This is a genomic window from Pseudomonas sp. 24 E 13 (assembly GCF_900004715.1).
In the GTDB taxonomy this organism is placed as follows: Bacteria; Pseudomonadota; Gammaproteobacteria; order Pseudomonadales; family Pseudomonadaceae; genus Aquipseudomonas; species Aquipseudomonas orientalis_A.
In genome coordinates, this window is record NZ_CVTO01000056.1 from 1 (window position 1) to 8,365 (window position 8,365).

The window sequence follows — 8,365 nt, forward strand, 5'->3', positions numbered from 1 at the left end:
CGTCAAGATTAAATTCCAGAACCCCTGTTTGCTAACGCAAACAGGGGTTTTGTTTTGGGCGCTTGAAAAGTATCAAGGCGCTCATGGCAATGGTCTTCAGTGCTAAAGTCCAAGCCTCGATTTTTGCTTTTCCAAGGAAACCGTTATGCCGGGTGCGACGTCCCTCAGCGCAGGATTCATGGTGGTTCACGGTAACCGCCTGGACGAGTTGCGCAGCCTGGTAGTCAGCTGGATGCGTCGTTATCCCCTGGCGCCCCTGGAAAATGAAATTGCTCTGGTCCAAAGCAATGGCATCGCCCAATGGCTCAAGCTTGCCCTGGCCGAAGATCCGCAGGAAGACGACATGGGGGGCTGTGGCATCGCCGCGGCAATCGATGTGCAATTGCCCGGCAGTTTCATGTGGCAGCTCTATCGCATGGTGCTGGGTCGTGACGAAATCCCCCCCAAGTCTCTGCTGGATAAGGCCCCGCTGACATGGCGACTCATGCGTCTGCTCCCGGAGCTTATCGATCAGCCCCATTTCGAGCCGTTGCAACGCTTCCTGACCCACGACACCGACCTGCGCAAACGCTACCAGCTTGCCGAGCGGCTGGCCGACTTGTTCGACCAATACCAAGTGTATCGCGCCGATTGGCTGGAAGACTGGGCGGCGGGGCGCCATCAATTACGCAACGGCCGTGGCGAATCCAAACCCCTCAACCCCGCCAACTGCTGGCAGGCTGAATTATGGCGCGCGTTGCTGCTCGACGTAGGGGAGCAGGGCATGGCCGAGAGCCGTGCCGGCGTTCATCAGCGGTTTATCGAACGCATCAACACACTCGAGCAAGCGCCGCCCGGCTTGCCTTCCCGCGTGATTGTTTTCGGCATTTCATCGCTGCCCGCCCAGGCGCTCGAAGCACTGGCGGGCCTGGCTCGTTTCACCCAAGTGTTGCTGTGCGTGCACAACCCTTGCCGCCATCATTGGTCGGACATCGTGGCCGACAAAGACCTGCTGCGTAACGAATACAAGCGCCAGGCGCGCAAAGCGGGCATGCCCGTCACCATTGATCCTCACACCTTGCACCAGCACGCTCACCCGCTGCTCGCCGCCTGGGGCAAGCAGGGGCGTGACTACATCAGCCTGTTGGACAGTTATGACGACCCCAACAGCTACCGCGCCGCCTTCCGTGATGGTCGTATCGACTTGTTCAGCGAGAGCCAACCCACCACGCTGCTCAACCAGCTTCAGGACGACATCCTGGAGTTGCGCCCACTCGATGAAACCCGTGAGTTCTGGCCGGCGGTCGACCTCACACGCGACGCATCCATTCGCTTTCACATCGCCCACAGCGCCCAACGCGAAGTGGAGATTCTCCACGACCAATTACTCCAACGTTTCAGCGCCGACCCCACGTTGCGCCCTCGGGACATCATCGTCATGGTCCCCGACGTCGACAGCTATGCACCGCACATTCGCGCGGTGTTCGGTCAACTGGAAAGAAACGACCCACGCTTCATTCCATTCACCCTGACAGACCAGGGGCAACGTGGTCGTGACCCGCTGTTGATCGCGGTCGAGCATCTGCTCAAACTCCCCGACAGCCGTTTCCCTGTCAGCGAAATTCTCGACCTGTTGGATGTCCCGGCCCTGCGCGAACGTTTCGCCATCAATGAGCGCGACCTGCCTACACTGCATCGCTGGATTGAAGGCGCGGGCATCCGCTGGGGGCTCAACGCCGAACAGCGTGCGGGCCTGGGGCTGCCCGCAGAGCTGGAGCAGAACAGCTGGCGATTCGGGCTGCGGCGGATGCTGCTGGGCTACGCCGTCGGCACGGGTGTGGCGTGCGAAGGCATCGAGCCTTACGACGAGATCGGTGGGCTTGATGCGGCGCTGATTGGTCCACTGGTGGCCTTGCTCGATGCCTTGAATGACGCGCACCAGGCGCTGTCGCAACCCGCACCTCCCCACGTGTGGGGCGAGCGTCTGCAACGCTTGATGCAACTGTTTTTCCTGCCCGGCAGCGAGCACGATGATTACCTGCTTGGCCAGCTTGAACAGTTAAGAGAGACGTGGCTGGAAACCTGTGAATCCGTCGGCCTGCAGGATGAATTACCGCTCACCGTGGTCCGTGAGGCCTGGTTGGCCGGGCTCGACCAGGGCCGCCTGTCCCAGCGCTTCCTGGCGGGCGCGGTCAATTTTTGTACCTTGATGCCCATGCGCGCGATCCCGTTCAAGCTGGTCTGCCTGCTCGGCATGAATGATGGCGACTACCCGCGTGCCCAGCCGCCACTGGACTTTGACCTGATGGGCAGCGACTACCGTCCCGGCGATCGTTCGCGCCGTGAAGACGATCGCTACCTGCTGCTCGAAGCCCTGCTGTCCGCGCGCGACCAGCTCTACATCAGCTGGGTCGGCCGCAGCATCCGCGACAACAGCGATCGCCCGGCCTCGGTGCTGATCGGCCAACTGCGCGACCACCTCGCCAGTGGCTGGCATAACGCCCAAAGCGCCGAACCCCTGATCGACGCAATGACCCAGGAACACCCGCTCCAACCGTTCAGCGCCCGCTACTTCCATGAAGGCGACCCGCTGTTCAGTTACGCTCGCGAATGGCAGTTGCTGCATGAGGCCCCAGCCGCACTGGTGCACGACCACGCGCTGGCACCGCACCACCAGGAAGAGCCCCTGAGCCTCGGCCAGTTACAGGATTTCCTGCGCAATCCGGTCAAACATTTCTTCAGCCAGCGTCTGAAAGTGTTCTTTGAAGCCGCCGAAGTACCGCTGGCCGACGAAGAACCCTTCGTGCTCGACGCACTGCAACGCTACACCCTCAGCGACAGTCTGCTCAACGCAGCACTGGCCCGGCCCGACCAGCTTGATCAGGCGCTCAACGCCCAAGCCTTGCGCCTGCAAGGCAGTGGCCTGCTGCCGATGGTCGGCTTCGGCGAATGCCTGCGCAACGAGCTGATCGAGCCATTGCCGGACCTGTTGCAGCGCTATCAGCACCTGCTGGCGCTCTGGCCAACCCCACACATTGGCGCGCAACCGATCAGTTTCGCGTACCAGGGCATTCAGCTCGAAGGCTGGATCAGCGGCCTGCACCGGCGCGGTGACGGCGGTTTGTTAAGCGTGACCACCATCCCCAACAGCATCGGCTCGATCAAGACGCGCAAGTGGCACCGCCTGATCCGCCCCTGGGTCAATCATGTGGTCGCCTGTGCCTGTGGCGTGCCGTTGAGCACCGGCCTGGTAGCCAGTGACGACACCTTGCTGCTGGCCCCGTTGGACACTGCCACCGCTCAGAGCCTCCTCGGTGACTTGCTGCTTGCCTGGCACATCGGCATGAGCAAACCGCTGCCCGTCGCGGTAAAGACCGCCTTTGCCTGGCTCGGCCAGACCGATCCGGCCAAAGCTCACGCCGCTGCCAGCAAAGCCTACGAGGGCGACGGTATCACCACCGATGGCGAACGCCGCGAAACGCCTGCGCTCACTCGCCAGTTCCCCAACTACGCCACGCTGGTCGCCAGCGAAGAGTTCGAAGGCTGGTGCGAAACCTTGTATCGCCCCCTGCTCAACACCCCCTGGCGCTCACTGTCCAGCGAGGAGGCCGGCGCATGACCAGTAAACCCCTGGCCCTGGCCTTTCCGCTCAAAGGCAGCCAGCTGATTGAAGCCAGCGCCGGCACCGGCAAAACTTTCACGATTTCGGCCCTGTACCTGCGGCTGGTGCTCGGCAACGGTGGCGATGAGTCCGGTTTCGGCCGTGAACTGCTACCGCCGCAAATCCTCGTGGTGACCTTCACCGACGCCGCCACCAAGGAGCTGCGTGAACGTATCCGTATCCGTCTGGCGGAGGCCGCGCGGTTTTTCCGTGACGAAATCGAGCAGCCCGACGCCTTGATCGCTGACCTGCGTCACCAATACCCCAGTGAACAATGGCCCGCCTGCGCCAATCGGCTGGACATCGCCGCGCAGTGGATGGACGAGGCAGCCGTCTCGACGATTCACAGTTGGTGCCAGCGCATGCTGCGCGAACACGCGTTCGACAGCGGCAGCCTGTTTACCCAGACCCTGGAAACCGACCACAGCGACTTGCTCGGTGAAGTGCTGCGCGACTACTGGCGCCTGTTCTGCTACCCGATGCATGACGATGCGCTCAACTGGGTGCGCAACAACTGGGGCGGCCCGGCCGCGTTGATGCCACGGGTGCGCGCGCTGTTCGGCAGTGAGCGGCCGGCCGAAGACAGCCGCGAGCCCGCAGAGATAATCGCTGCCTGCCTGCAAGAGCGTCGCGAGGCACTGACCAACATCAAGGCACCCTGGCAACAATGGGCCGTCGAGTTGCGTGATCTGTGCCTGCAAGCCGTGGCCGCCAAAGCGGTCGATGGACGCAAAATGCAGGCGCGTTATTTCGAGCCCTGGTTTGAAAAAATCAGTGCCTGGGCCGCCGATGAAACCCTGGAACAACTGGATATCGGTACCGGCTTTACCCGGCTGACTCCCGAGGGTATGGCCGAAGCCTGGAAAGGCGAGCCGCCACGGCATCCCGGCATCGACGCGATGGCCGGTCTGAAAGCGGCCCTTGACGCACTGCCCACCCCGGACGCCGCGGTGTTGCAACACGCCGCCGCCTGGGTGGGCAAGCGCTTCGAAGAAGAGAAGCGGCGTCGCGCTGAAATGGGCTTCGACGACATGCTGATCCGCCTCAACGCCGCGCTCCAGGCCGACGGCGGCGAGCGCCTGGCCAGCGTGATCCGCGAGCAATTCCCGGTGGCCTTGATCGATGAATTCCAGGACACCGACCCGGTGCAATACAGCATCTTCGACAGCATTTACCGTATCGAAGAAAACCACCTGGACAGCGGCCTGTTCCTGATCGGCGACCCCAAACAGGCGATCTACGCCTTCCGGGGCGCGGACATCTACACCTACCTGCGCGCTCGGCAATCTACCACCGGTCGCCACCACACGTTGGGCACCAACTTCCGCTCCAGCCACGCGATGGTCGAAGCGGTAAACCACCTGTTCCAGCGCGCGGAAACCGGCCGCGGCGCGTTCCTGTTTCGTGAGCCCGACGGCCATAATCCGGTGCCGTTCCATTCGGTGCTGTCCCAAGGCCGCAAAGAACAGCTGCAGGTCGACGGCCAGACGCTGCCGGCAATGAACCTTTGGCATTTAGCCACCGACCAACCGATTTCCAATGTGCTGTATCGCCAGCAACTGGCGGCTGCTTGCGCCACGCAGATCGTCGAATTGCTTAACGGTGGGCAGCAGGGCAGCGCAGGCTTTGCCAGAGACGACACGTTCAAAGGCGTGCTGCCGTCAGACATCGCCATCCTCGTGCGAGACGGCAAGGAAGCCCAGGCCGTGCGCGCCGAGTTGGCGGCACGGGGCGTGCGCAGCGTGTACCTGTCGGACAAGGACTCGGTCTTCGCCGCCCAGGAAGCCCACGATCTGCTGGCCTGGCTCAAGGCCTGCGCCGAGCCGGACGTCGAGCGCCCGCTGCGCGCGGCCCTGGCCTGTGTCACCTTGAACCTGTCACTGACGGAACTGGAGCGTCTGAACCAGGATGAACTGGCGTGGGAAAGCCGCGTGATGCAGTTCCGGGGCTACCGCTCGATCTGGCGCTCCCAAGGCGTGCTGCCGATGCTGCGTCGCCTGCTGCATGACTTCAAGCTGCCGCAAACCCTGATCGCCCGCAGCGATGGCGAACGTGTGCTGACCAACCTGCTGCACCTCAGTGAGCTGCTGCAACAGGCCGCGTCGGAACTGGACGGCGAACAGGCATTAATTCGCCATCTTGCCGAGCACCTGGCGCTGTCGGGCCAGGCTGGTGAAGAACAGATCCTGCGCCTGGAAAGTGACGAGCAATTGGTCAAGGTCGTGACGATCCACAAATCCAAGGGCCTGGAATACGACCTGGTCTTCCTGCCCTTCATCTGCTCGACCAAGCCGGTGGACGGCACGCGCTTGCCGCTGCACTACCACGACGCGCAGGGCAAATCCCACGTCAGCTTGCGGCCCACGGCTGAATTGATCGCGCAGGCCGATGATGAGCGCCTGGCCGAAGACCTGCGCTTGCTGTACGTCGCCTTGACCCGCGCCAAACACGCCTGCTGGCTGGGCATCGCCGACCTCAAGCGCGGCAACAGCAGCAGCTCCGTGCTGCACCTGTCGGCGCTGGGCTATCTGCTGGGCGCCGGTGCGCCGCTGGGTGAGTCCGCCGGCCTGGCGCGCTGGTTGCTGGATGTGCAGCAGGGCTGCCCGGCCATCAGCTATGCCCAAGTGCCGCCAGCGCAAGACATCGTGTTCCACCCCCCGCGCAACGAAGCGACCTTGCTGGCTCCACTGTTGCCCAAACGCAAGGCGGCGGAGAACTGGTGGATTGCGTCCTACAGCGCCTTGCGCATTGGCGACAGCATGAGCGCCGCCAGTCTCGAAGCCCCTGAAAGCCCGCAGGCGCAGAAACTGTTCGATGACGAACGCCTTGATCCCGCCGCACCGCGCGAAGTGGTGGCGTCCGGCGGCGATATTCATCGATTCCCACGCGGTCCGAATCCAGGCACTTTCCTTCACGGCTTGTTGGAGTGGGCCGGTGAAGAAGCATTCAACGTCAGCCTCGAGGCCATTGAAAAAGCCGTCGGGGCGCGTTGCAATCGGCGCAATTGGGAAGGCTGGATCGTCACCCTCAGCGCCTGGCTTGACCACTTGCTGCACGCGCCGCTGCCCCTGTACGCCGACCGGGTCAGCCTCAGCGCGCTGGCGCACTACCAGATCGAAATGGAATTCTGGTTCGCCAGCCATAAGGTCGACGTGCTCGCCCTCGACAAACTGGTGTGCCAGCACACCCACCACGGCGTCTCACGCGTGGCGGCCGAACCGGTGTTGCTCAACGGCATGTTCAAAGGCTTTATCGACCTGACCTTCGAGCACGATGGCCGTTATTACGTGGCTGACTACAAATCCAACTGGCTCGGGCCTGACGATTCGGCCTACACCATGGAAGCCATGGAACAGTCGATCCTCGAGCATCGGTACGACCTGCAATACGTACTTTACCTGCTGGCCCTGCATCGCCAACTCAAGGCGCGCCTGCTGGATTACGACTACGAACGCCACGTCGGCGGCGCCCTCTACCTGTTCCTGCGCGGAACGCAGTCGGTGACCCAGGGCGCGTACTTCACCCGGCCGCCGCGTGAGCTGATCGAAGGGCTGGACCTGTTGTTCCAGGGCAAGCCTGTCCCGCCAAAAGCCGAGCCCACCTGGGAACAAGGAGTGCTGCTATGAGCCTGTCGCCGCTACTGCTGGAGGAACTGTCGCCGCTCAGTCGCGCCGCCGACCTGGTGCAACTGCTGGAGCGCTGGGTCGACCGTGGCTGGTTGCGGGCCCTGGACAGAGCCTTCGTCGGCTTCCTGCACGAGCTTGACCCACAGGCCGATCCCCTGGTGCTGCTGGCGGCGGCATTGACCAGTCACCAATTGGGTCACGGCCACGTATGCCTCGACCTGTTCGAAACCCTGCAGGCGCCGGACTTTGCCCTGTCGCTGCCGCCCGAAGGCGACCTGCAGACCGGCGCGATGCTGCTGCCGTCGCAATTGCTCGAGGGGCTGGACGGCGCCCACTGGTGTCATGTCCTGGCCACCAGCCGTTTGGTCGCGCCGGCGTTCGATGACAGTGAGTCGGCGCGGAGCCGCCCGTTGGTGCTGTCCGGAAAACGCCTCTATCTACGCCGCTATTGGGCTTATGAACGGCGCATCGACAGTGCCTTGCGCCTGCGGCTGGCCAGCCACGAAAGCGTCGCCGCCGATTTGCCGCAGCGCCTGAATGGTTTGTTCGATCAAGCGGCGCCCGATGGCGTGATCGACTGGCAAAAACTCGCCTGTGCCCTGGCCACCCGGGGCGCATTCAGTATCGTCACCGGCGGCCCCGGCACCGGCAAGACCACCACCGTGGTGCGCCTGCTCGCGCTGTTGCAGGCGCCTGCCGTGGAAAGCGGCAATCCCCTGCGCATCCGCCTGGCCGCGCCCACCGGTAAAGCCGCCGCGCGTCTTACCGAATCCATCAGCCAGCAAGTGCTGTCGCTGAAAGTGCCCGACAGCGTGCGCGAAAAAATCCCTACCCAGGTCACCACGGTTCACCGGTTGCTGGGCAGCCGCCCGGGCACTCGGCACTTCCGTCACCACGTCGGCAACCCGTTACCGCTGGATGTGCTGGTGGTGGACGAAGCGTCGATGATCGATCTGGAAATGATGGCCAACCTGCTCGACGCTTTGCCGCCCCATGCTCGCCTGGTGCTGCTGGGTGACAAGGACCAGCTTGCGTCGGTGGAGGCGGGCGCGGTGCTCGGTGATCTGTGTCGCGATGCCGAGGCCGGCTGGTACAGCCC

At 63.3% G+C, this 8,365-nt stretch carries 3 protein-coding genes; all 3 read left to right on the top strand.

Going from position 1 to position 8,365, the window contains the following annotated elements:
• The first annotated feature begins 145 nt into the window (after window positions 1-145).
• Entirely contained in the window at window positions 146-3,598 is a 3,453-nt protein-coding gene (recC, locus tag BFP90_RS02265) for an exodeoxyribonuclease V subunit gamma (RefSeq protein ID WP_065895857.1), read from the top strand.
• Window positions 3,595-7,266: an exodeoxyribonuclease V subunit beta gene (gene recB, locus BFP90_RS02270; protein WP_065895858.1), complete on the top strand. Its 3,672-nt coding sequence runs from the start codon at window positions 3,595-3,597 to the stop codon at window positions 7,264-7,266. The genes recC and recB overlap by 4 nt, the downstream gene beginning before the upstream one ends.
• The coding region (recD, locus tag BFP90_RS28985; RefSeq protein ID WP_256097413.1) for an exodeoxyribonuclease V subunit alpha at window positions 7,263-8,365 on the top strand (1,103 nt) is incomplete at its 3' end. The genes recB and recD, both read left to right, overlap by 4 nt.